The sequence below is a fragment of the Stenotrophomonas rhizophila genome (assembly GCF_000661955.1).
GTDB lineage: Bacteria > Pseudomonadota > Gammaproteobacteria > Xanthomonadales > Xanthomonadaceae > Stenotrophomonas > Stenotrophomonas rhizophila.
In genome coordinates, this window is the sequence record NZ_CP007597.1 from 2,291,941 (window position 1) to 2,315,291 (window position 23,351).

A 23,351-nucleotide genomic window follows, 5' to 3' on the forward strand; every position below is an offset into this window, starting at 1 on the left:
GCTTGTGCATGACGCCGTCTTACGATGATCTGTACTGGAACGGCAACGACGGGTTGCGCCTGCATGCGCGCGACCATGCACCGGCCGCGGGGCAACCGCCTCGCGGCACGGTGGTCTGCATTCCGGGGTTGACCCGCAATGCGGCCGACTTCGATGCCCTTGCACACACGCTGACCGCCGCCGGCTGGCGCGTACTTGCCGTTGACCTGCGCGGGCGGGCACGCTCGGCGCGGGCGCCGGACCCGGCCGGCTACAACCCGCGCGCGTATGCCGACGACATGGTGGCGCTGCTGCAGTCGCAGAACATCGACAAGGCGGTGTTCATCGGCACGTCGCTGGGCGTGCTGGTGACCATTACCCTCGCCTCCCGCGCGCCCGAGCGCATTGCCGCCGCGGTGCTCAACGATGCCGGCCCCAAGGTGCCGCGCGAAGCCCTGGCGCGGATCGGCAAATACGCCGGCAAGCCCGTACCCCCCATGGACCTGGCGCAGGCCACGGCCTATGTGGAATCCATCGGCAAGGCCTCGTTCCCGCGCTTCACTGCCGAGGACTGGCGGGTGATGGCCGCCAACACCTTCCGCCAGCGCGACGATGGGCTGCTGGAACTGGACTACGACCCGGCGGTGATCCGCACCACGCGGCCGTGGGTGCTGTGGCTGCTGCGCCCGGTGCTGTGGCGCGCGGTGCGTGGGCTGACGGCGCGCGTGCCGGTGCTGGTGGTGCGCGGGGCGTTGTCGGACATCCTGCCGGCCGATGTCGCACGCAGGATGGCCGCGACCTCCCCCACCGCCTGTCTGGTCGAGGTGCCGGAGGTGGGGCATGCGCCGACCTTGTCCGAGCCCGAAGCGCGTGAGGCGATCCTGGCCTTGCTGGAACGCGTGCGATGAACGCCGCATCCTGGATTGATGAACTGCCGGCCACGCTGCAGCCGCTGGGGAAATGGGCCGCAACCGAGCGTTTGGGTGGCAGCACGCGCCTCACGCAATCACGGATCGACGCGTTCGCCGACGCCACCGGTGACCACAACTGGATTCACGTCGACCCGACCCGCGCACAGGCGGGGTTGCCCGGCGGGCAGACCATCGCCCATGGATTTCTCCTGCTCTCCCTCACCGTCGAAGACGATGTGGCGGCGCTGACCGGCTTCCCCGGCATCGCCCACGTACTCAACTACGGTTTGAACAAGGTCCGCTTTCTGGCGCCGGTGCCAAGCGGCTCCGAGGTCCGGGTGCGCTCGCGCCTGCTGGCACTGGAAGCACGCAACCCGGGGCAATGGCTGCTGACCCAGCACAAGGCCGTGGAGGTTGTCCCCGGTGGCGAAGTGGCGCTGGTGGCCGAGCAGCTGTCGCTGATCGTGCTCACCGCCTAGCACTGCCCTACCGCACCGTGCCGGCCTACTGCCCGGCGGCGGCGGTTCTCTCTACACTGGAGCGATGTTGACGCCCACCATCGTCCTGTTCGCCTGCATCGCATGGACCGTGCTGCTGTTTGGCGTTGCCCTGTGGGGGGAGCGTCAGGGGCACCGCCTGTCCAGGCTCTGGCCGGCCATCTACGCGCTGTCGCTCGGCGTGCACTGCACCGCATGGACGTACTACGGCGCCGCCTCGCAGGGCGTGCAATGGGGCTTCCCGATCCCACCGACACTGATCGGCATGGCGCTGATTTTCGCCTTCGGCCTGCCGTTCCTGGCGCGCCTCGGGCGCCTGGCCAAACAGCACAACAGCGCCACCATCGCCGACCTGGTGGTCGCGCGGCTGCGTACCGATCAAGGCCTGGGCGTCACCATCACCCTGGTCGCCTTGTTCGGCATCATTCCCTACATCGCGCTGCAGCTCAAAGCGGTCAGCCAGGGCCTCGGCGCGTTGCTGGGCGATCAGTTCGCGCCGGTTGGGTGGCAGCTGGACATCTCGTTCTGGTTCGCGCTGACCATGGCTGCGTTTACCCTGCTGTTTGGTGCACGCAAGGCATCGGCCACCGAGCACAACCGCGGCATCGTGGTCGCGCTGGGCCTGGAATCGCTGTTGAAGCTGACGGCGCTGCTGGCCATCGGCCTGTATGCCGGGCTGTCGGTGCACCAGGCCGGCACGCCCCTGCTGGAGAAGATGGCACATCTGCCGCCGCCGGCCGTCATCCCGGATTTCCTGACCATGGTCGCGCTCGGCGCGATGGCCGCGTTCACCCTGCCCCATCAGTTTCATGTGGGCGTGGTCGAACTGCGCCAACCCTCCGACCTGAAAACGGCGCGCTGGCTGTTCCCGCTGTATCTGCTGCTGATCGGCCTGCCGTCGGTGCCGATGGCGCTGTCCGGTGCCGCGCAGCTGCCGGCGTCGATGTCGCCCGACCTGTACGTGCTGGCCCTGCCGCAGGCACGCGGCCACCACGTACTGGCGCTGCTGGCGTACCTGGGCAGCCTGAGCGCGGCCACCGGCATGATGATCCTGTCCGGGCTGACCCTGTCGATCATGCTCGGCAACCACGGCGTGGGGTCGCGCCTGCTGAGCGGCGTCACGGCCTTCAACACCGGCGCCGACCTGCGTCCGCGTGTGCTGGCGTTCCGGCGCGCCGGTATCGTTGCGGTGTTCCTGATGTCATGGCTGTACAGCCGCGCGATGAGCGGCACCGAAGCGCTCAGCGATTTCGGCCTGATGTCGTTCACCGCGCTCTCGCAACTGGCACCGGCCGTCCTGTTGGCGGTGTATCGCCCGCGCACGCCCTCCCCGGCCATCATTGCCGGCATCGTGCTGGGCTCACTGGTCTGGCTGTGGCTGGTGTTGCTGCCGATGGTGATCCCGGCTGCGCCGCCGTCTGCCAGCCCCGAGGGACTGCACTGGCTGGCGATGTTCTCGCTGCGCATGCAGCCGGGGCATATCGCGATCAGCATGGGTGCCAGCCTGGCGGTCAACCTGGCCACGGTTGTGCTGGTGTCGCGCGCCGTGCGCCCCTCGCTGCCACGGCAGCGGGACGCGGTGGCCGCCGCGTCGATGCGCAAGACCGCCGGTCGCTTCCTCGGCCCGGAACGGGCACGGCAGCTGATGGACGGCCACGCCGGGCAGATGCTGGATGACGACCGGGTCACCGCCATCGAGCGCGAGCTCACCGCCGTGGTGGGCGCCGGCATGGCGCGGCTGCTGGTGGAGGCCGCACGCGATGGCGGCGCCGCGCCGCTGGACGCGGTCACCCGCGCCGTCGGTGAGGCCACCCAAGTACTGCGCTTCAACCAGCGCCTGCTGGAAGCGGCCTTGGAGAACATGAGCCAGGGCATCAGCGTGGTCGATGCCCAGCTGCAGCTGGTGGCCTGGAACAGCCGCTATGCCGCGCTGTTCAAGTTCCCCCCGGAACTGCTGCAGGTGGGGCAGCCGGTGGTCAACCTCACGGCGTGGGCGTTGGGACAGCTGAAAATCGGCGACAGCCCCGGCGACAGCCCCGGCGACACGCGCGACAAGGCGTTGCAGCGCCGTGTTGCCCACATGCGCCGCGCTACCCCGCACCTGTCCGAGCGGATATTCCCGGACAACACCATCGTGGAAATCCGCGGCAACCCGATGCCGGGGGGCGGCTACGTGGCCACCTTCACCGACGTCACCGCCTTCCGCCGCGCCGAGGATGCACTCAAGCGCAGTAACGAAACCCTGGAACGCCGCGTGCAGGACCGCACCGCAAGGCTGGAGCAGGCCGTGCACGAGGCCGAGCGGGCCAACGTGGCCAAGACCCGCTTCCTCACCGCCGTCGGCCACGACCTGATCCAGCCCCTGCACGCGGCGCAGCTGCTCACCGACGCCATGTCGCAGCACATTGAGTCCGAGTTCCTGGACAGCTTCCTGCGCCAGATCCGCGGCGCCTTGGAATCCACCGACGACCTGCTGTCGGGCCTGCTCGATATTTCGCGGCTGGAGGCCGGTGGACTGGTGGCCGATCCGCGCCCGTTCGCGCTGTCCACCGTGCTGGACCCGCTGGCGCAGGAGTTCGCCGTGCTGGCCGCGGCGCGCGGCCTGCAGTTCCGCCATGTCCGCACCCGCGCCTGGGTGCACAGCGACCCGCTGCTGCTGCGCCGCGTGCTGCAGAACTTCCTGGCCAATGCCATCCGCTATACGCGTAACGGCGGCGTGCTGCTGGGCGTGCGTCGCCGGGGCAATACGCTGTCGATCGGGGTGCATGACAGTGGTCCCGGCATCGCCGCGGAACAGCAGGCGGTGGTGTTCGAGGAGTTCCATCGCGGCGACCGCAGCAATGGCCAGGGCCTGGGCCTTGGCCTGACCATCGCCCACCGCATTGCCGACCTGCTGCACGCACCGCTGGAACTGCACAGCGTGCTCGATCGCGGCTCGGCCTTCTCCATCTCCGTGGCACAAGCCACTGCGCCCGCGGCGCCGCGGATTGAAGCCACGGCCGGCAACAGCACCATAAAGGGCATCCGTGTGCTGGTGGTCGACAACGATCCGGACGCACTGGAGGCCATGCGGCAGATGCTGCTTGCGTGGGGCTGCGAGGTCGTCGCGGTGCGGGATGCCCGTGACGTGGGTGCAGCCGCGCACGAGGCCGCGCTGTGGCTCTTCGACTACCACCTTGACGAAGGCGATACCGGGGTTTCGCTGTGGACGCGCCTCGCCGCCGTGCATGGGGCGCGGCCAACGGTGATTCTCAGTGCCGATACCGGCAGCGACACCCGCGAAGCGGTGCGCGAGGTGGGGCTATCCCTGTTGAACAAGCCGTTCAAGCCGTTGGCGCTGCGCTGGGCGATCAATCACCTGCTGGCCACCCCGCGCCCGGCCACCGCCTGACGCAGGATCAGGCGTCCTGCGCCTCTTCGATCTGCCGCGCGGGATCGGTCAACCCCATCTCGTGCAGCACGCGGATGGCCTGCGCGCGATTGCGTACGCCCAGCCGGCCCATGATGCGGGTCATGTGCGCTTTGACCGTGCGCAGTTGTACGCCCAGGCGGTCGGCGATCTGCTTGTTGAGCAGCCCTTCGGCCACCAGGCTCAGTACGCGGTACTGGTGCGCCGACAAACTGGACAGGCGTGCGGCAAGGTCGGCGTCCTTGCTGAAAGGCGCCACCCGCGCCACCGGCTCGCGCAGCAGCGCCGGAATCCAGCGCTCGCCCTCCAGCACGCTCAGCAGCGCCGACTGCAGGTCGGTCAGCCCCGAACTCTTGGGGAGATAGCCGGCAGCACCCAGGTCGATGGCACGGCGGATCACGTGCGGCTCTTCGTTGGCCGACACGATGATGATCGCCAGCCCGGGCTGCAACGCGCGGATGGTCGCCAGCCCGGCAAGCCCGTGATTGCCGGGCATGTGCAGGTCCAGCAGCATCAGGTCGATCTGCTGGCTCTCGATCGCCTCGAGCACGCTGTGCAGCGAATCGGCCTCGCTGATCTGCAGATCGGCGACGGCCTCTTCGGCCGCGCGATGCAGCGCCGCGCGGAACAAGGGGTGATCGTCGGCGATGAGCAGGGTCGGCATGTCCAGCCGAGGTTAGCAAATCGCCCACTGCTCGGCACGGGTACCTAGGTACGCTGGCGCGGGCTGCCGGGCTTGCTAGGGTGGCGCAATGAACATTCATCGCTCCCTTGCTCCGCTGTGCGCCGCGCTGGCCCTGTTGCCGGGCGGCATCTCCATCGCCGATGCCGCCGCGCCCCGCTCCACCGCCGCAGCCCCCGTGTTCGAGCAGTGGCGGGAAACCCCGCACCGCGGCCACGATGAACTGCTGACCGCCGGGCTGGGACTGGACGCCCTGCGCGCGACCACCGCGCCAGCGTTCGCCAACCCGGCCCAACCAACAGCAGACGAGGCCCGGCGCCGCGCGATCTGGAGCAGCTGGCGCGGCATCGCCGACCTGACCCCCGGTGGCGGTTTCGGCGATGTCTACGGCCGCCTGCAGGCGGTACCCGGCCGCGAATTCTCCGCCTATGCACGCGTCCCCGGCGCGCGCCACCCGCACCGCGTACTGGTGCAGGTGCCCGACACCTTCGATGCCGCGCGACGCTGCCTGGTGGTCGCCGCCTCGTCCGGCTCGCGCGGCATCTATGGTGCCATCTCGGTGGCCGGCAGCTGGGGGCTGACCCACGGCTGTGCCGTGGCGTACACCGACAAGGGGACCGGCAGCGACTACTACGACCTGGACGCCAAGGTTGGCTTCCAGGCTGACGGCACGCCCGCCTCGCAGGGCGCGCTGGCATTCGCGCCCGTCACGCCAACCGCCGCGCACGGCATCGCCTTCAAGCACGCCCATTCGGGCGACAACCCGGAAGCAGACTGGGGCCAACATCTGCTGCAGGCGCTGCAGTTCGGCCTGCAGGCACTGGATCGCGCCTACCCCGAATCCGCCCCATTCACACCGTCCACTACGCGCACGCTGGGTGTGGGTGTCTCCAACGGCGGAGGCGCAGTGCTGCGTGCCGCGGAGATCGACGGCGACTGGTTCGATGCGATGGTGGCCGGCGAACCCAATGTCTCAGTGGCCGGCGCACCGCCGCTGTACGACTTCGTCACCCAGGCCGCGTTGCTGATGCCCTGCGCGCTGCTGGCGCTGGAGGATCTGCCACAACCGCCGCTGCAGGCACAGGCCGCGGCGGCCGGGAGCCAGCGGTGCGCCCTGCTGAAAACCGCCGGGCAGGTGCAAGGCGATGACACCGCAACACAGGCACGCTCCGCGCGGCAGCAGCTGGCCGACGCCGGCCTGAGCGACGGTGCGCTTCGTGCGGGGGCGTTCTCGACCGGGTTCGATCTGTGGCGTGCCATCGCGGTGACCTATGCGTCGGCCTATGGGCGCTACGGGGCGGACGAGCATCCCTGTGCATACCGCTTCTCGGCCGCGGCCGCTGACGGCACACCCGGCCCGGCCGCAGCGGCGCTGCGTGCCAGCTGGTGGAGTGAGGGCAGCGGCATCCCGCCGGGCAGCGGCGTGGTGCTGGTGGATGGCAATGCGGCACGCTCGCCAGAGGACCCGCTGCAGGGCCTGAACTGCCTGCGCGCGCTTGGCCGAGGCGACAGCGCCAATGCCCGACGGGTACGCGCCGGTATCGCCGAGGCTACCGCCAAGGCGCCGCGTCGCGGTCTGCCGATCGTGGTCATTCACGGCATGGACGACGGGCTGGTGCCGATCAGCATGACCAGCGATCGCTACGTGCCCCTCGCACGCAAGGCGGGGGCGCAGATTGCGTACTGGCGCGTGGACAACGCACAGCACTTCGACGCGGTGCTGGCCTTCCCCGACTACCGCAAGCGCTATGTGCCACTGCTGCCCTATATGTTCGCGGCGATGGACCAGGTGTGGGATCACCTTGAGGACTCTGCCCGCGCCCTGCCGCAGGACGCCCGCATCCAGCCCACGCCCCGCGCGGAAGCGCCGTTGCGGCGTGAGCAGCTGTCCATTCCCGCCGCGCCCGGCCGCTGACACGCGCCCCACCAGGAACTCCCCATGTCATTTGCCACCGCCGCAGACACGCCCGCCCCCGACGCCCATGCCTACCCGCTGCTGATCAAGCAGCTGCTGCTCACGCCGCTGGCGGTGCGTCCCGAGCAGGAGATCGTCTACGGCGACAACGTGCGCTTCGACTACCGCACACTGCAGGCGCGCATCGGCCAGCTGGCCGGACTGTTGACGTCCCTTGGGGTCAAACACGGCGATACCGTGGCGGTGATGGACTGGGACAGCAACCGCTATCTGGAGAGCTATTTCGCCGTGCCGATGCTCGGTGCGGTGCTGATGATGGTGAACATCCGCCTGGCGCCCGAGCAGATTGCCTACACCCTCAACCACAGCGGTGCGCGCGTGATCCTGGCCAACCGCGCGTTCCTGCCGGTGCTGGACGGCATCGACGACCAGCTGCCGGATGTGCGCACACGGATTCTGCTGGAGGACGAGGCCGATCAGCCGCTGCCGGCGGGTTTCGTGACCGAGTATGAGGCCGGGCTGCGTGCCGCCACGCCGGTCAGCCACTTCCCGGACTTCGACGAGAACACCCGCGCCACGATGTTCTACACCACCGGCACCACCGGCCTGCCCAAAGGGGTGTACTTCAGCCATCGGCAGCTGGTGCTGCACTCGCTGGCGGGGATGGCCGCGCTGGGCAGTGCGGCCAGCCAGGGCCGCCTGCACCGCGACGATGTGTACATGCCGATCACGCCGATGTTCCATGTCCACGCCTGGGGCCTGCCGTACGTGGCCACGCTGATGGGCATCAAGCAGGTCTACCCCGGTCGCTACCTGCCGGGGCAGCTGCTGGCGTTGATCGCCCGCGAGAAGGTGACCTTCTCGCACTGCGTGCCCACCATCCTGCACATGCTGCTGGGCCACCCCAGCGCGGCCGACACCGATCTGAGCGGCTGGAAAGTGGTCATCGGCGGCGCGGCCCTGCCCCGCGCACTGGCGCAGCAGGCGCTGGCCCGTGGCATCGACATCTTCGGCGGCTACGGCATGTCCGAGACCTGCCCCCTGCTTACCCTCGCCCAGATCGATGCCACCGCCCTGGGCGGGTCGGACGAGGCGCTCTCGCTGCGCACCAAGGCCGGCATTCCGGTGCCCCTGGTCGACCTGCGCATCGTGGACGAAGACATGCACGATGTCGCCCACGATGGCGTGGCTACCGGCGAAGTGGTGGTGCGCGCGCCCTGGCTTACCCAGGGCTACCTGCACAACCCGGACGCGTCGGCGGCCTTGTGGGCCGGCGGTTACCTGCATACCGGGGACATCGGCAACATCGATGCCGCCGGCTACCTGCGCGTCGCCGATCGCATCAAGGACGTGATCAAGACCGGCGGCGAGTGGATCTCCTCGCTCGCCCTGGAGGACATCATCGCCCTGCATCCGGCGGTCAACGAAGTGGCCGTCATCGGTATCACCGACACGAAATGGGGCGAGCGACCGCTGCCCTTGGTGGTCAGGCATGCCGGCAGCGATGTCACCGAAGCCGAGATCATAGAACTGGTCGCCGCGCGCAGCCGCTCAGGCGATATCTCCCGCTTCGCGATCCCGGACCGCGTGAGCTTCGTGGATGCGATCGAACGCACCAGCGTGGGCAAGATCAACAAGAAGAAACTGCGCAGCCTGCATGACCTGGGCGCCGCCGCCGACGCGGGATGATGCGGCGCATGCAGGGCGGGCGTCAGCTCGGCATGCTGGAAGCAACGACGCGCCGCATGCGCCTGCTCAGCGCCGTGGAGACAGGCGGTGGGCACTGTATCCGGCCACCTTGGCGTGCAGCCCCGAAACGGTAGGCTCAGCCTCCTCGCCGCCGTCTTCACACAGCCACCATGACGCGACACGGTCTCCACAGCGCCCCCCCGGGGCGTTCCTTGCCGAGGCCGCACCAGCACGCCCCAGGCCCGGCGCCCCGGCCCGATCGACCCCGGCAGCGGCCCCCGAGCGCCCCTTCTGAACCCCTCGTTTGGGCAACCAGACCCAGGATCAGGGACAATAGCGCCCCAGCTGCGCGCCCTGCGCGCCCGCCCTGCTCCCCGCCCCATGCCATCCACCGCGCTATCCGGACCCGATTTGAACACCATCGCCCCACCCGTCGACGCCGACGACCTGCCCCTGACCGACCGCCTGCGCGCCGCGCTGGACCTGCTGGAGGCGATCGAGGCCGACCGCACCGTGCTCGACACGCTGCCCGAAGCCGACCGCGTGCGCCTGCACCAGGTGGTGGCCAGGGTCTACCACCCCGAACCCAAGGCGCGCCGGCAGAAGCTCAAGCAGCAGGCCAAGCAGCGCCACCAGGAAAAAGTGGCCAAGGCCGAGGCGCTGCTGGAGCAGACCGGTATCCGCGCCCTGCGCCGCAAGCCGGTGTTCAGCACGCCCAACTACTTCCCGCCGCACGCCGCCGGGCTGCATGACGCCCACAACGGCGAGAACGCCGCCGAGACGCCGGACCCGGTGCACTCGCCGGAGCTGCGCCATTGCTATGTGTGCAAGCAGAAGTTCACCCAGCTGCATCACTTCTACGACCAGATGTGCCCGGCCTGCGCCGAGCTCAACTTCATCAAACGGACCGAAACTGCCGACCTGCACGGCCGCGTTGCGCTGCTGACCGGTGGCCGGGTCAAGATCGGCTACCAGGCCGGCCTGAAACTGCTGCGTGCCGGTGCCGAGTTGATTGTCACCACGCGCTTCCCGCGCGATTCGGCCGCCCGTTACGCCGAAGAGCCGGACTTCGCCGAGTGGGGCCACCGCCTGCAGGTCTATGGTCTGGACCTGCGCCACACGCCGAGCGTGGAAGCGTTCTGCAACGAACTGCTGGCCACGCGCACGCGCCTGGACTTCATCATCAACAACGCCTGCCAGACCGTCCGTCGCCCGCCGCAGTTCTATGCGCACATGATGGCCGGCGAAACCGCGGCGCTGCACGAGGTTCCGGAGACGCTGCGCAAGCTGATCGGCGACTACGAAGGCCTGCGCAGCGCCGAGCTGCTGGGCGCAACGTCGACCGCCGCGCTGCCGGTGGTGCAGGACCAGGGCTTCAACGGTGCCAACGGCCTCACCCGCGCCGCCGAGCTGTCGCAGGTGCCGCTGCTGGAGGATGAGCTGGTGGCCCAGCAGCACCTGTTCCCCGATGGCCGCCTCGACCAGGACCTGCAGCAGGTGGACCTGCGCGGGCGCAATTCCTGGCGCATGCTGATGGCCGAAGTGCCCTCGGTGGAACTGCTGGAAACCCAGCTGGTGAATGCCATCGCGCCGTTCATCATCAACGCGCGGTTGAAGCCGCTGATGCTGCGTACGCCGGGCCGCGACAAGCACATCGTCAACGTGTCGGCGATGGAGGGGCAGTTCTACCGCAACTTCAAGACCACCCGGCATCCGCATACCAACATGGCCAAGGCCGCGTTGAACATGATGACGCGCACCTCGGCGGCCGATTACCAGAACGACGGCATCCACATGAACAGCGTGGATACCGGCTGGGTAACCGACGAGGATCCGGCCGACATTGCGGCCAAGAAAGTGCAGGAAGAGCGCTTCCATCCGCCGCTGGACATCGTGGACGGGGCCGCGCGCATCGTGGACCCGATCATCCATGGCATCAACACCGGCGAGCACGTCTGGGGCCAGTTCCTGAAAGACTACGCGCCTACCGATTGGTAATGACGCGTTGAAACTCCCCGCAGCCCGGCATACCGGGTTGCGGGGGCATGCGCACCCGTTCCGGGTTTCTCGTTTCAGCAGTCTGCGTCACCGCAACCAGACCGCCCAGGCGTGTATCTTCCGCCGTCGATTCAATCCCGCAGGGTGATATTCGCCTCGCCCCTCCGTTAACACCTCGATGCTGCAGCACCGCATCGCTGAACGGTCGTAGGTGTTTTCCTACACGGTAATGAGCGCAAATACGGAATGGTTCTGAGCACCATTTCTCAGTTTGACCTGACAAACAATTATGTGCACCCTAGAAATGCGGCCTGACCATCGTCACTCCGTATCGCCAGGCGTCCTCGCCTTGCCATGGAATGGCCGTATCCCAGAGGCGCCAGCTTCGTCCTGGCGCCTTGATCGCTTCATTGTTGATCAACAGGAGAAAGCGGAATGGAATTGAATGACAACGTCGTTGCAGGTTGGCTCAATGGCGCAGACAGCGTCGACGGCTGCGAGAATCCGGCGGGTTCGCTCTTCATCTACGGCCAGGACGCAACCGATGCCGCGCTGACCGCAATGGCGCCCACCATGGTGACCGGCGGCACCGGCAACTGCACCACCACCATGTCAGTGATCAACCACTGCATGTGTTGCTGATCTAGCCTGTACCGGCGCGCAGCCGAACGTGCTGCGCGCCGTCTCCAGCAATGCCGCATCCGGACACTATCGCAGGGAAGGCAATGGCGGGCACAACCTTAGTCGATTCGTTTGCTCTTGTTCTCAACCACATCACGGCAGACCAGCGCGACGCGCTGTCCAGGCGGCTGAACAGCCTGGCGCCCGGTTTGAGTACCGCGGAAATCGCGCTGATCAGCGCCCAGGCCCAGGCCGCACTGCTTGAAAACGCCCACCTGAAACTCAACCGGCTGTTGCTGCTGGAGCTGCACGCCGCCGTCCGCAGCGGCGCCATCACCGCGACCGATAACGCGGGGCAGTTCGCGCAGTTCGTGCAGCTTGCCACCCACCCCGATTTCAGCGCCCACCTGGACCAGCGCTACCCCGCCTTGCGCCCAAGGTTCCAGCAGATGCTGGCCGCGCAGTGCACTGCCGTCGAAGAACTGGCCACGCGCATCGTCGCCGACCGCGACGCCTTCCCTGCCCTGCTCGGCCGCCCGGCCGGCCAGCTGCTGTCGGTGTCGCTGGGCAAGGGCGACCTGCACTCGCAGGGGCATACCGTTGCCCGCCTTGCATTCGAAGGCGGCAACCTGATGTACAAGCCGCGCTCGCTGCGCATCGACGCCACGCTGGACGCCTTCCTTGGCGCCGTGTTCGGTGACGTGCCGGACCGGGTGCGGGTGCCACGCGTGATCGATCGGGGCAGCCACGGCTGGGCGGCATTTGCCGCGCACCGCTACTGTGACGGCGACCAGGAGCTGCAGACCTACTACCGCGGGTTGGGCCACTGGCTGGCAGTGCTGCGCCTGATCGGCGGTACCGACATCCATCTGGAAAACCTCATCGCGGTCGGGCCGGTACCGGTGGTGGTCGATGCCGAGAGCGTGTTCGCCCCGGTGATCGAGATCGAAACATCCGGCTACGGGCAGGCGTACGACATCGCCGTAAAGCTGATGATGAATTCGGTCCTGCGCACGGGCATCGTGCCGTTCCGCACCGCGGGCCTGGGCATGGCCGGCGTGGACCTCTCCGCCGCGGGCGCCCTGCCGGGCGAGCAGCCGCGCGTGCGCGTGCCGGTGATTGTCGAGGACCCCGCAGACGGGCCGCGCCTGGGCATGATCGACGCAGACTTCGCCGCGTCACAGAATCATCCATCCCCGCATCCGGACGTGTCGCGCTACTGGGACCAGATCAGCGAAGGCTTCATGCAGGCCAGCCAGCGGCTGCGCGAACTGGACGCGTCGGGGGCACTAATGCCGTTGCTGGCGCCCTTTGAAGGCTGCCAGGTCCGTGACGTGCGCCGCCCCACCATGGCCTATGCCGAAATCGGGCGGATGCTGTGGCACCCGGCGTCCCTGCATGACGAGCCCAAGGCCGTCGCACGCGCGATGGACCTGCTGGTGCGCAATGCGCAGGTGGTGCGCGCGGCGCCATCGGATCCGGCCGCCATCATGGGCGAGATCGACGACCTGCGGCATGGCGACATCCCGATCTTCGCCGCACCGGTTGCGTTGGAGCGGATCAACACCGTGATCGCCAACTGGCGCGACATGCGCATCGACCTGGAAGACGTCACGATCCGCAGCACGCTGGTGGCGACCGATCTGAACCAACATGCCCTGGCCCGGGCAGAGGCGCGCGAAGGCTACTCCTACGCCGCCCGCGATCCCCGTCCGGACAACCTGGACGCGCGCCGGCGTGCACTGGCCGCCGCCGCGGTGGAAAGCCTGCTGCGGTTGTCGGTGCGTGGCGACGATGGGTCGATGACCTGGATCACCCCGGAGATCACGCCCAACGGCTGGACGGTACAGCCCGTGCGTCCGGACACCTACTTCGGGCTGGGCGGCATTGCCTTCGCGCTGGCCGGTTACCGGCTGGAAGTACAGGCGGGCCGTGCCGATGCGGTTGCCGGCCTGGAGGCGGCTCTGGAGGGAGCGATCCAGGTACTGGCCAGCATGTCGCGGCTGGACCACTCGGAAATGGACGGCGGCTTCGTCGGTGCCGGCTCGCGGATCTGGGCGTTGCTTGCGCTGGCAGACATGCTGGACCGCCCTGCGCTGCTCGACGACGCACGGCACTGCGCGGCGTCGCTGGAGCGGCACAGTTTCGATGCGTCACCGAAGTTCGAAATACTGGATGGCGTCAGCGGCGCCATCCTGCCCCTGATCGGCCTGGCCGATGCCACCGGCGAAGCGCGCTGGCTGGCGCTGGCCGCCCGTGTGGCGCGCGTCGTACAGGCGGCCGCCATCGTCGACCATGACGGGGCGCGATGGCCCAGCCCGCAGTTCGACGAACCCATCGGCGGCTTCGCCCATGGGGCGATGGGCATCGGCTGGTCGCTGGCGCGCCTGGCCGCAACCGACGCCGGTACCGCCGCCGAGCGCGACGGGTGGCGGCAGCTGGCCGCGGCGGCATTCGCCTTCCAGGAGGCGCTGTTCGAGCCCGCAACCGGACGCTGGCGCGACATCCACCTGAAGGACGGCCAGAAGAACTTCCCGACCTGGTGCCACGGCAGCGTCGGCATCGGCTTGGCCCATGCCGACCTGTATGCGCGCACCGGCAGCGAGCAGCACCTGCGCGGACTGCGCCGGGCGGTCGCGGATGCATCCGGAAAATGGGGTTTCAGCCACACGCTCTGCCATGGCGACCTGTCCACCCGCGAACTGCTGCTGCGCGCGGCGGAACTGGACCCGGCCTGCCCGTACGATGTCGACGCGGCCGCCATCGAGGTCATCTCCTCCATCGAGGAGCACCACGGCATGGTGGGCGGCTTGACCCGCGCCGCGTTCACGCCGGGCCTGATGATCGGCCTGGCCGGCGCGATCTACGGTTTCTGCCGGATGCATCCGGCGTGCGTGATGCCGTCGCCCTTGTTGCTGGAGCGTGCACCCGGGGTGGTGCAGCGCAACCAGCAGGCCGCGCCATCAACCCGCGAGGGCGTTCCCGAATACGCCGGCTAGGCCGGCGTCACGGCCCGTCGGGCGTCGCGCGGGCCCGCGTGGTGCGGTACTGCATCCGCCCGTTGCGCCAGGTGCCGCGGGTGGTTTCAACATGCTCGCCGTCGGCAGACAGTGACTCTTCCCAACTGCCAACCATCTGCAGCGTGCCGTCGCGGTAACGATAGGTTTCCGACGCATGCGAACAGCAGCCGCCCCGCGATGCGGAGGTGATGCTGCGATCCTGCGCATTGATCGACAACTGCGGCAGGTCCGACAGCGTGGCGTCGTGCACGAACGTACCGCTGGCCGGGTCGAACAGGAACACGTTGGTGGTGTTGTTCGGGCCGGCACCGCCAGACAGGCCCGGCGCGAGCAGATCCGGGTGGCCATCGAAGTTCACGTCCACCACCTGCAGCAGCGCATCGGCGTCGCCAACGGGATCGGCCTCGAAATCGCGCAGGACCTGGCGCCGCTGGCCGGTGCGGGCATCCAGCACTTCGATCGCCGTCAGCCTCACGCCGTCTTCGTCACGCTCAACGCCCACGCGGAACGTGGCCTCCGGGGTGACGGCCGCCTGTGCCACCCAGGTAACGGTGGACACGGCATCGCGGTCGATCCAGCCACGCACCGCATTGCCGTCCGGGTCGATCTGCTCGACCCGGTACCACGCCGGGGTACGCTGCAGCACGGCCAGGTAGCTGCCGGCGGCAATCGTCGCAACGCTGCCCGCGTCGCTGGCCTGCGCGTGCAACGGCAGCGCCCGGTCCACGTGCAGTACATCCACATACTCCCGCGGCTGCTGCAGCGTGAACCGGTCGCTGTAGTGCACCACCTCGTACTGGTTGATGTGGCGCCCGTAGGCGTCCGCCGCACAGACATCGGCGATGGCGCAGGCGCCGGCCTCTTCGGCGGTGGGTGCGCGCTGCGGCGGCACCTGCACCGTGCCCTGCAGCTGCTTGCGGTCGGCCCAGCGCACCGAGAACGCGGTGGCGGTCCAGTCCAGTGCCGCTTCCCTGTCATTGGCGCCGATGTTGGTGCGGCAATAGGGCTGCGCGTCGGAATGCGCATTCCAATCCGGAAAGGCGTACGCCGGGCACAGCAGGTTGGCGCTGTTGATGTCGTACCGGTAGGCCGCGTCGGTGACGAACACCAGTTTGTTGAGCTGCGTCTGCGGATCGCGCGAGACGAACGCATAGCGCACCCGGGCTGCCGCGGGAACGGCATGTTCGTAGCGCTGCTGGTAGGATTCTCCCGCCGCAGGGGTCGCCGGGGTGGCCAGCAGGTGCGCGTCGGGCTGCAGCGCGTACAGCCCGGGCTGCAGCAGGTCGGGCGCGGCGAGGGTGCTGCCCGCCACGGCCAGGGCCAGTGCAGGCAAAAGGAACGCCATGGGGAATCTCGTTGGCAGTACAGAAGGCCGGCGCATGCTACCGCGCCGGCGCACGTGCTGCCCATATCACGGCCATTCGCCCGGTCCGGCACAGGACGGCGCCCTGCAACCGGCCTATCCTTGGGTACCCCTCCCCTACGGGCCAGGGACCAGGCGGCGCCCGGGTGCGCGCGCGTGGTGCCGCTGACCGTACTTCGCGTCCGATACCGTCCATGACTTCGCCTTCCCCCACGCAACCTGCGATTCCCGCCGCCGCCAGCGCCACCGCGCCCAACCAGGGCTTTGCGGTCCATATCGTCGGCGCGGCCGCCTTTGCGCACCTGCTCAACGACATGATCCAGGCGGTGCTGCCGGCGGTGTACCCGATGTTCAAGAGCGAGTTCCAGCTCAGCTTCGGGCAGATCGGCGTGATCGCGCTGGTCTACCAGATCACCGCCTCGCTGCTGCAGCCGTGGATCGGGATGTACACCGATAAGCGTCCGCTGCCCTACCTGTTGCCGTGCGGCATGATCGCCACGTGCATCGGCATCGCGATGATGGCCCTGGCCGGCAGTTACCCGATGCTGCTGGTGGCCGCCGCAGTGGTCGGCGTTGGCTCGGCCACCTTCCACCCGGAAGCCTCGCGCGTGGCGCGGATGGCCTCCGGCGGGCGTTTCGGCACCGCACAGTCCACCTTCCAGGTGGGCGGCAACACCGGCTCGGCGATCGGGCCGCTGCTGGCCGCCGCGGTGGTGATTCCGTATGGGCAGCGTTCGATTGCCTGGTTCATGCTGGCCGCCGCGCTGGCCGTTGGCGTGCTGTTCCTGCTCACCGGGTGGACCATCCGCCACGGGCAGGCAAAGATGAGCAGCCTGGCGCGCAACACCGGGGTCGGCCTGGCACGTGGCAAGGTGGTCCAGGCCATCGCGGTGATCGCGGTGTTGATGTTCGCCAAGTTCGTCTACATCGCGTCCTTCACCAACTACTTCACCTTCTACCTGATCGAGCGCTTCCATCTGAGCGTGCAGCAGAGCCAGATGTACCTCTTCATCTTCCTGGCCTCGATCGCGCTGGGCACTTTCATCGGTGGCCCGGTGGGCGACCGGATCGGGCGCAAGGCGGTGATCTGGATTTCCTTCCTGGGCGTGGCCCCGTTCGCGCTTGCCCTGCCCTACGCCAACCTGATGGGTACCGCGGTGCTGGCCGTGGCCATCGGCCTGGTGATGTCCTCGGCATTCGCCGCGCTGGTGGTCTACGCGCAGGAAGCCGTGCCGGGCCGCGTGGGCATGGTGTCGGGCCTGATGTTTGGCCTGATGTTCGGCATCGGCGGCCTCGGCGCCGCCGGGCTGGGCAAACTGGCCGACGTGCATGGCATCGTGTGGATCTACCACTTCACCTCGTACCTGCCGTTGCTGGGCCTGGCCACGGCATTCCTGCCCAGGACCCGCGCCCGGTGAGCGAGGCGTGCGGCGAGCTGCGCTACACGATTACCGCCGCGCACACCCGCCACTGGGTGGATGCGGCACTGGAGCGCGAGATGCAGCGGGACGACGCGCTGGCCGAGCGGCTCGGCGCAGCCCAGCAGCGTGCGGTCACACCGTTGCTGGTGCTGCTGCCGGTGTGCGGCGCTGCATGGTTGCTGTTCCATCGCGGCGCCACGCCGCAAACGTGGATGACGCTGGCACTGGCGGCGCTGCTGCTGGTGCCCGCCTGGCGATTTGCTCGCCCGTTCGCCGCGCGTCTGCGCAGCACGATGGCGCAACAGCAGACGGCCAGTACGGCAGGCGGGCGCCCGCTCAGCCGCGCCCTCGCCCGGCTCACCCTGGAAACTCGCTTCAAGCGGCTGCAGGGCGACTACCGCGTGCAGTTCGATGCCCAGGGCATGCAGGTGGCGCGGGCAGGACAGCGACCTGCGTTGCTGCGCTGGAGCGACGTTGTGCATGTCCAGGAGACCGATGCGTTCCTGGTCGTGGCCTGCGCCTCACTTCATCGCCGCGGGCAGGCGTACTGGATCCCGAAGCACAGCGATGCGATGGACCCGGAGGTCTACCGCGAGGGCATGCAGGGCTTGCTGGGTCATTGCAGAGCAGCCGCGGCGATGGCCTGACCCACCGAAGGGCCAAGCCACCGCGCCCTGCGCGTCAGGTCGTCGGCGTGGCCGCCGCCAATGCCGCCAGGTCCGCATCCGCACGCGGGCGTACAACCCGCGCCACTTCCTGTCCGTCATGCAGCAGCACCAGCGTCGGCCACAGCCGCACCTGGAAAGAGCGGCCCAGCGGTCGCCCTTTGCCGTCTTCGATCTTGAGGTGGGAGATGTTGTCCCTCGCCTCCAGCCAGTCCTTCAAGGGCGCCTGCGCGGCACTGCAGTGCGGGCACCACGGCGCGCCGAATTCCAGCAGTTGCCAGCCGGGCGCCGCATCGACAGCGGCGCGGCCGGGTTCCTGCGCGGCATAGGCGCGCGCGTAGCTCATCGCGGTGACTCAAGCGCCCGCTGGATGTCTTCAAGCGGCGCGTTGGTGAGGTCCTTGGCAATATCGGTCAGCAGGCGGGCCTGCACTTCCTTGTGCAACTGCGGGCGGATGCGCCCCAGGGTCTGCGGGTCGGCGATCAGCACCAGGTGCGCATAGCGGTTGTTGAGGGCGTCCTCGTTCAACTGTCCGGCAAGCTGCTTGGCGAAGGTGGCTTCGTTCATCTGCGCGATGCTGGTGTCCTGCGGCATTGAACCGGACGGACCCTGCCCCGAGACGCCCTGCGCACTGATGTCCTGCAGCTTCAGCGCGTCCTGCTGCTTGAGCTGCAGCGTATGGCCACTGCCGATGTTGGTGAACACGCGGGCCGAGCCGCCGTCTGCGACGACAATCAAGGTGCCTTCCGGGATCTGCTGCTGCATGGTGAACTCCTGTGGAAAAACGGGTGCCAGTGCACCCAGCTCCACCGTAGGCGGGCAGGTGTAAGGACCGCGCATACGAATGTGTTCGCCATGTGTGCAGCGCACGCTCTGCGCAGTGGTCAGGGCGCGCTGGCGTGCAGCTCCATCGCCCGCATGACGATCGGCTTGGCCCAGTCCGGGGTGTGCAGCAGCTCGGCCACCGACACCGGGTAGTGCAGCCCGCGGCGGTCCCAATGCAGCAGCGGCAGCGGGTTGGCGCAGCCCTGTGCATCCAGCGGAGCGCTGTTGTCGTAGACCTGCAATTCGGCCAGATAGGGCAGCAGCGCCAACAGGTTTTCACGCGATGCGTCGTAGCGGGCGTGAATCTTGTCCTGGGGAATATCGTGCCCCCCCTTGGCGACGCGCGCGGCCACCCGATCGATATGCAGCTGCACGCTGTCCAGGCCGCAGAACCAGATCGCCACGTCGTGGGTTTCGCACGCCTCGCGCAGCAGCCGCGCGATGGTGTTGCCGCCCAGGGTGGTCTCAAAGGCGAAATCGCTGCCCTCGGCCATGGCGCTGCGCAACCGCCGTGCGCCTTCGTGCCAGGCGGCGGAGTTGGCCTCTTCGGCCGCCCAGCCCGCCTGGACCAGGGCGCGGGTGAAGGAATCCGGGTTGAACCAGGTCAGGCCATCGGCCTCCAGCCAGGTTCCCAGCAGCGAACTCTTGCCGGCGCCATTGACGCCGGCAAGCACCAGTATCCGCCCCATCGGTCAGAGCGACTTGCCGGGGGTGATCCTGCCGCGCCGGATCGGCTGGCCCAGCACCTTGCCCAGCCCGCCGTCGCGGTTGAGGCTGGCCAGCTGCACGTCGAACTGCGCGCGCAGCCGTTCCAGCTCGCCGCCGCGCTCGTCGGTGTCGGCCTCGGCGGCCTTGGCCAGCAGCTCCTGGTAGGCCTTGATGTCCACGATCACCGCTTCGGGGTGGTTGTGGTTGGTGATCACCAGGGCCTGCTTTTCGCGCACGGTGCGCATCAGGCTTGGCCAGCCACGGGTTTTTACCGACGATGCCGTGGCCTTTTCAAGGCCGGGCAGGTCCAGGGGCAGGGTCATGGCAGGCTCCAGCGCGGGATATGGGGCCATCATACGCCTTTTGGCCAAATTGGACATAAATCCCATTTTGGCCTGCCCCGGACGCCCCAAAACCGCGAAAGCCCTTGCCATGCAAGGGCTGCACGGGCGTCCCCAAGGCTCAGCGCGACATCGAGTACGGCGCCTGGGCGCCCTCCCCCGGCCAGGCCTTGTTCGGCTCGGCCTGCAGGGTGAAGCGCAGCTCGCCGCCGGCCAGGATCTCGGCATGGCGCAGGAAGGTGCGCTGCAGGGGCTGCCCGTTGAGGGTAACCGAGCCCACGTACTGGTGGCCCTTGGCCATCCCCTCGGTGACGATGCTGAAGCGCTTGCCGTTAGGCAGGTTCAACGTTGCCTTGGGCAGGAACGGGCGGCCGATGATGTACTCGCCACTGCCCGGTGCCACCGGGTAGAAGCCCAGCGCGGTGAACACGTACCAGGCCGACATCTGGCCCAGGTCGTCATTTCCGGCCAGACCATCGGGACGGTCGGCGTACTGGGTGTCCATGATCTGCTTCAGGCGCGCCTGGGTGCGCCACGGCTGGCCGGCATGAGCGTACAGGTAGGCCACGTGGTGGCTGGGTTCGTTGCCGTGCGCATACCAGCCGATCAGGCCGGTGATGTCTTCCATATGCTCGAAGATCGACGGGTCGACCTTGGCCTCGAACACCTGGTCCAGGCGGGCCAGCAGTTTGTCGCTGCCCCCGTGTGCGGCGGCCAGCCCGGCCACGTCCTGCGGCACGTACCAGGAATACTGCCAGGCATTGCCTTCGGTGTAGTCGGTGCCATACCCGCTGGCCGACGGATCGAACGGGGTGCGGAAGCTGCCGTCACGCTTGCGCGCGCGCATGAAGCCGGTCTCTGCGTCGAACGCGTGGCGCCAGTTGCCGGCACGGCCGTCGAAGGTGGCCTGCACGTCCTTGCGGCCTATGGCCTCGGCCATGCGTGCGATGGTCCAGTCGTCGAAGGCGTACTCCAGCGTCTTGCTGGCCGCCTCGCCCTCTTCGTCGATCGGCACCCAGCCCAGTTCGCGGTACTGCGCGATGCCGTCATACGGGCCGTAGTTGGCGGTGGCCACCATCGCATCCAGCGCCTTGTCGGCATCGAAACCGCGGATGCCCTTGAGGTAGGCATCGGCGATCACCGGCACGGCGTGGTAGCCGATCATGCACCAGGTTTCCTGGCCGTGGAACGCCCACACCGGCAGCATGCCGTACGCACTGTGCTGCTGGTGGGCGATCAGCGAATTGATGAAGTCGCTGTTGCGCTTTTCCGGCTGCACCAGGGTCAGCAACGGATGCAGCGCACGGTAGGTGTCCCACAGCGAGAACGTGGAGTAGTTGGTGTAGCCCTCGGCGCGGTGCACGGCATTGTCCGAACCGCGGTACTGGCCATCGGCATCCATGAAGAGGGTTGGGCCCAGCATGCTGTGGTACAGCGCGGTGTAGGCGCTGCGGCGATCATGCTCGGGGGCCTCGATGTCCACGGCGGACAACGCCTGGGTCCACTGCTGCTTCGCCTCGGCGCGCACGCGGTCGAAGTTCTGATCTTTCGCCTCGGCGTCCAGGTTGGCGATCGCGCCCTGCTCGCTCACCGACGAGATGGCCACGGTGACCACCAGCGGCGCATCCAGCGCACCAAAATCGAACGTACCCACCAGTTGCCGCCCTTCGATCTGCGGCCGCTGGGTGGGATCGTTCTGGCCCGGCGGTGGGAAGCCCTTGTAGGCAATGTCGGTTTCGGTGTTGTGCAATGCGTGGCCGGTCAGCGGGCGCGAGAAACGCATCGCGAAATACAGCTGCCGGCCCGGCGCCCAACCGCGGGTTTCGCGGAAGCCGGTGACCGTGCCATCGGGCTGCAGGCGCAGCCGCGACCACAGGATCTTGCCCGGATAGTCATACAGGCTGGTGCGCAGGTCGAGCAGCACCCGCGCCTGCTGGCCACGTGGATACGTGTAGCGGTGCACGCCGGTGCGGGCACTGGCGGTGAGCTCGGCACGCACCTTGTAGTCGTCCAGCGTTACCGCGTAGTAACCCGGCTCGGCCTTCTCGTTGTCGTGATGGAAGCGCGAGGCATAGCCACTTTTGGGCTTGTCCGGGTCGCCGCGCTCCAGCCCGGGATCGCCGGTGAACGGCATCACCAGCACGTCGCCCAGGTCCGAATGGCCGCTGCCGGAGAAATGGGTATGCGAGAAGCCGACGATGCTGCTGTCGTCATAGCGGTACCCGGCAGCCCAGCCGTAGGCCTTTTCGCGCGGCTGGATGCGGGTGTCCGGACTGAGCTGGACCATGCCGAACGGCACCGTGGCGCCGGGATAGGTATGCCCTTCCCCGCCGGTGCCGATGAAGGGGTCGACCGAGGCATAGGCTTTGTCAGCGGCGGTCTTGGCCGGGGCGGCCGCAGCCAGGCCGGAGGCGAACATCGCCGTGGCGGCGACAGCGATCAGGAGACGACGGTCCAACGTGGGCATCGGCATTTGGATCGATTCAGATGGTAGTCAGATCCTAGCACCCCCCTTACGGCACCGCATGCTGCGCTGCGGCTGAATGGCCTCCGAAGCGTCAATCGCCGGCGCTATCGAATGCAACAAATTGCATGGATCGATCTATGGCCGTTCAACAGACTGTCCCCTCCTTACTGCAGTGCACAAGAGAAGAGCCTGTCGATCCACCTCAAGCGAGAGCTGGTCTGCACTCTGCTCTCGCTACTTGAGAACTTCCGGAAAAATCACGTCGTTGTCACATCGCCATATCTTTGATCCATGCCAGCGAAGTGAATGCGGTCCTTTTCGGAGTTTTTTTCCCACAGGAGTAATGATAGCTGGTGACCCTTATTGGTAGGAGCCGCCAGCCCCCCGCGCTTCCACACCTACATATTTGTGCCTTGCTTGAACGGTGAAGCACTGGAGATAGCCATGAAGATCCTTGTTCCCTGTTCCCTTGCGCTGGCCATTGCCAGCGGCCTTGCCGTTGCCGGCCCAATCTACGCCGCCACCCTCAATCCCGGCGAGAGCGCCACGGTCAATCCGGGCGATCCCATCGAAAGTTGGACCGTGCGTGGCGCTGGTGCAGTACTTACGTTTACTCCCAGCAGTGCGGCAACATCCGTCAACACACGCGAAGGTGCGGCACTGGACATGACAGGTGCCGTAGTCAGTGGTAGCGAACCATTCGCCAGCGCCTTTGTTACCTCGGCCTCCGCGAAAGTTACCGGATCCACGATCAGCAACGACGGGGCGGCAGCTCTGGCCGTGACCAACGGCAACACCTCTGGGGGTCCAGCCGGTACGGCCGTAGTCACTGATTCCATC

17 protein-coding genes are annotated in these 23,351 nt (G+C 67.9%); 10 read left to right on the forward strand and 7 right to left on the reverse strand.

Features of this window, described 5'->3' with window-relative positions; genetic code table 11:
- Positions 1-8: 8 nt before the first annotated feature.
- From DX03_RS09780 to DX03_RS09790, 3 genes are all read left to right on the forward strand, one after another.
- A complete protein-coding gene (locus DX03_RS09780) occupies positions 9-887 on the forward strand; it encodes an alpha/beta fold hydrolase (protein ID WP_038688308.1) in 879 nt (292 codons plus the stop codon).
- Positions 884-1,369 (forward strand): MaoC family dehydratase, encoded by a 486-nt coding sequence (locus tag DX03_RS09785; protein WP_038688310.1) that lies wholly within the window; start codon positions 884-886, stop codon positions 1,367-1,369. Before DX03_RS09780 ends, DX03_RS09785 begins: the two co-directional genes overlap by 4 nt.
- 64 nt (positions 1,370-1,433) lie before the next feature.
- Positions 1,434-4,778 (forward strand): hybrid sensor histidine kinase/response regulator, encoded by a 3,345-nt coding sequence (locus DX03_RS09790; RefSeq protein ID WP_038688312.1) that lies wholly within the window; start codon positions 1,434-1,436, stop codon positions 4,776-4,778.
- Between the two features lie 7 nt (positions 4,779-4,785).
- On the opposite strand, the gene DX03_RS09795 is transcribed toward DX03_RS09790, so the two are convergent.
- The gene (locus DX03_RS09795) at positions 4,786-5,460 is read right to left on the reverse strand and encodes a response regulator transcription factor (RefSeq protein ID WP_038688314.1); all 675 of its coding nucleotides are present in this window, start codon (positions 5,458-5,460) and stop codon (positions 4,786-4,788) included.
- Between the two features lie 88 nt (positions 5,461-5,548).
- Between DX03_RS09795 and DX03_RS09800 the strand changes: the two genes are divergently transcribed.
- The 5 genes from DX03_RS09800 to DX03_RS09820 all read left to right on the forward strand — a co-directional run bounded on the left by DX03_RS09800 (position 5,549) and on the right by DX03_RS09820 (position 14,700).
- The gene (locus DX03_RS09800; RefSeq protein WP_081797214.1) at positions 5,549-7,393 is read left to right on the forward strand and encodes a 3-hydroxybutyrate oligomer hydrolase family protein; all 1,845 of its coding nucleotides are present in this window, start codon (positions 5,549-5,551) and stop codon (positions 7,391-7,393) included.
- Positions 7,394-7,417: 24 nt separating this feature from the next.
- Positions 7,418-9,082 (forward strand): fatty acid--CoA ligase, encoded by a 1,665-nt coding sequence (locus tag DX03_RS09805; protein WP_038688316.1) that lies wholly within the window; start codon positions 7,418-7,420, stop codon positions 9,080-9,082.
- 411 nt (positions 9,083-9,493) lie between these two features.
- Positions 9,494-11,080 (forward strand): SDR family NAD(P)-dependent oxidoreductase, encoded by a 1,587-nt coding sequence (locus DX03_RS09810; protein WP_038688318.1) that lies wholly within the window; start codon positions 9,494-9,496, stop codon positions 11,078-11,080.
- Positions 11,081-11,515: 435 nt separating this feature from the next.
- Positions 11,516-11,722: a DUF6229 family protein gene (locus tag DX03_RS09815; RefSeq protein WP_038688320.1), complete on the forward strand. Its 207-nt coding sequence runs from the start codon at positions 11,516-11,518 to the stop codon at positions 11,720-11,722.
- A 188-nt stretch (positions 11,723-11,910) separates the two neighbouring features.
- Complete coding sequence (locus DX03_RS09820; RefSeq protein ID WP_244880219.1) at positions 11,911-14,700, forward strand: type 2 lanthipeptide synthetase LanM family protein; 2,790 nt, start codon at positions 11,911-11,913, stop codon at positions 14,698-14,700.
- Between the two features lie 7 nt (positions 14,701-14,707).
- Here the strand turns inward: DX03_RS09820 and DX03_RS09825 are convergent, their stop codons facing one another.
- Positions 14,708-16,066, reverse strand: coding sequence for an XAC2610-related protein (locus DX03_RS09825; protein WP_038688324.1), 1,359 nt, complete (start codon positions 16,064-16,066; stop codon positions 14,708-14,710).
- Positions 16,067-16,278: 212 nt separating this feature from the next.
- On the opposite strand from DX03_RS09825, the gene DX03_RS09830 reads away from it, so the two are divergent.
- Complete coding sequence (locus tag DX03_RS09830) at positions 16,279-17,502, forward strand: MFS transporter (RefSeq protein WP_051598824.1); 1,224 nt, start codon at positions 16,279-16,281, stop codon at positions 17,500-17,502.
- Positions 17,499-18,152, forward strand: coding sequence for a YcxB family protein (locus tag DX03_RS09835; RefSeq protein WP_038688326.1), 654 nt, complete (start codon positions 17,499-17,501; stop codon positions 18,150-18,152). The genes DX03_RS09830 and DX03_RS09835 overlap by 4 nt, the downstream gene beginning before the upstream one ends.
- 34 nt (positions 18,153-18,186) lie before the next feature.
- Here DX03_RS09835 and DX03_RS09840 read toward each other — a convergent pair whose 3' ends face one another.
- The 5 genes from DX03_RS09840 to DX03_RS09860 form a co-directional block, all read right to left on the reverse strand.
- On the reverse strand, positions 18,187-18,516 hold the full coding sequence (locus DX03_RS09840) for a thioredoxin family protein (RefSeq protein ID WP_038688328.1): 330 nt from the start codon (positions 18,514-18,516) through the stop codon (positions 18,187-18,189).
- Complete coding sequence (locus tag DX03_RS09845; RefSeq protein ID WP_038692204.1) at positions 18,513-18,935, reverse strand: baeRF12 domain-containing protein; 423 nt, start codon at positions 18,933-18,935, stop codon at positions 18,513-18,515. Before DX03_RS09845 ends, DX03_RS09840 begins: the two co-directional genes overlap by 4 nt.
- Positions 18,936-19,054: 119 nt before the next feature.
- Positions 19,055-19,684, reverse strand: a complete 630-nt coding sequence (locus DX03_RS09850) for an ATPase (RefSeq protein WP_038688330.1) — start codon at positions 19,682-19,684, stop codon at positions 19,055-19,057.
- Between the two features lie 3 nt (positions 19,685-19,687).
- On the reverse strand, positions 19,688-20,026 hold the full coding sequence (locus DX03_RS09855; protein WP_038688332.1) for a type II toxin-antitoxin system prevent-host-death family antitoxin: 339 nt from the start codon (positions 20,024-20,026) through the stop codon (positions 19,688-19,690).
- A 139-nt stretch (positions 20,027-20,165) separates the two neighbouring features.
- Positions 20,166-22,517, reverse strand: a complete 2,352-nt coding sequence (locus DX03_RS09860; protein WP_038688335.1) for a GH92 family glycosyl hydrolase — start codon at positions 22,515-22,517, stop codon at positions 20,166-20,168.
- Positions 22,518-23,351 lie beyond the last annotated feature (834 nt).